This is a genomic window from Corynebacterium sp. HMSC11D10, from assembly GCF_001806995.1.
GTDB lineage: Bacteria > Actinomycetota > Actinomycetes > Mycobacteriales > Mycobacteriaceae > Corynebacterium > Corynebacterium coyleae.
Genome location: NZ_KV787024.1, coordinates 1 through 1,088 on the forward strand (window position 1 = coordinate 1; position 1,088 = coordinate 1,088).

Consider the following 1,088-nt stretch of genomic DNA (forward strand, 5'->3'; position numbering starts at 1 on the left):
GCTGGCAGATCATGGCCTGTCGGGCGGGTTGATTAAACCGGCCTGGGTTGGTGAGAGGGCATGATGTAACACAGGAGGAACATCATGGCTATCAGCCCTTACGATCAGGAGACCCGCCAGCGGGCGGTGCGCCTGTATTTCGAGGAGCTCGCTGACGGCGCTTCATCCAAGGCAGCCGCACTACGCGCTGTCGAAGCTGTCATCGGCATCAAAACATCGACTATCCGCAACTGGGTACGCACAGAAGAGAAGAAGGTGGACGCCGCCGTCGAGCAATCCGATGCCGAGAAAGACGCGGAACTTATCACCCTGCGCAAGGAAAATGCCCGGCTCAAAGAAGGCAACGAGATCCTGAAACTGGCCTCAGCTTTTTCGCCCAGGCGGAGCTCGACCGCAAACTAAAGTGATTGTGGACTTCCTCCGCACTCACCGGCACCTGTATTCCATCGAGCGGATGTGCCGCGTGCTCAATGAGCATGAATACGCTATTTCACCAGCTGTCAGACGCGGGTTTTTGGTACCGGTGTTTCGGGAACCCGGTACTGCCGTGTTCCGGGTAGTTGGTACCGGGCCGGGCCGAAGGAGTCGGCCCGGCTGTTTGCTTTATTCGTCCGGCTCTATTGGGGCGGTGGCTTTGCGCATGTCGAAGTCTCCTATGCGGATTCGATGCCCGTTGTTGAGGCGGCTAACTAGGGAGTCAGCTCCGATTCTGTCGGGGAGTGCTTCGATCCAGTAGGTGGCAGCTGATTGGGAGGAGATAAGTGTTGGGAGGCGTCCGTCGCGGTCGAATATGATCTTGCTTAGGTCTTCTTGCCCGCGCTGGTTGATGCTCATGGTCATAAAGTCGTCGATGATAAGGACATCGACATTGATCAGTTTCCGCATCTTATCGAGGTAGTTTTGATCAGTCGGTGAGAAGACCGCCAACATGTCTACGAGTTGGTCTAGCCGGTAGTAGGCCACGGAGTATCCGGCGTGACACGCAGCAATACCGATGGCGCAGGCGATATATGTCTTGCCTGTCCCGGTTGGTGCGAGGATGTGGATGTTGGTTGGGTTTTCCCGCCAGTTGGTCGCCGCGATTCGTT

Annotated in this window: 2 protein-coding genes; one reads left to right on the forward strand and one right to left on the reverse strand. The window is 56.6% G+C overall.

Annotated features, from left to right (window positions below; translation table 11 throughout):
* Positions 1–84 precede the first annotated feature (84 nt).
* A complete protein-coding gene (locus tag HMPREF3120_RS01405; protein WP_246815391.1) occupies positions 85–402 on the forward strand; it encodes a hypothetical protein in 318 nt (105 codons plus the stop codon).
* A 201-nt stretch (positions 403–603) separates the two neighbouring features.
* On the opposite strand, the gene HMPREF3120_RS01410 is transcribed toward HMPREF3120_RS01405, so the two are convergent.
* The coding region (locus HMPREF3120_RS01410) for an ATP-binding protein (protein ID WP_168156394.1) at positions 604–1,088 on the reverse strand (485 nt) is incomplete at its 5' end.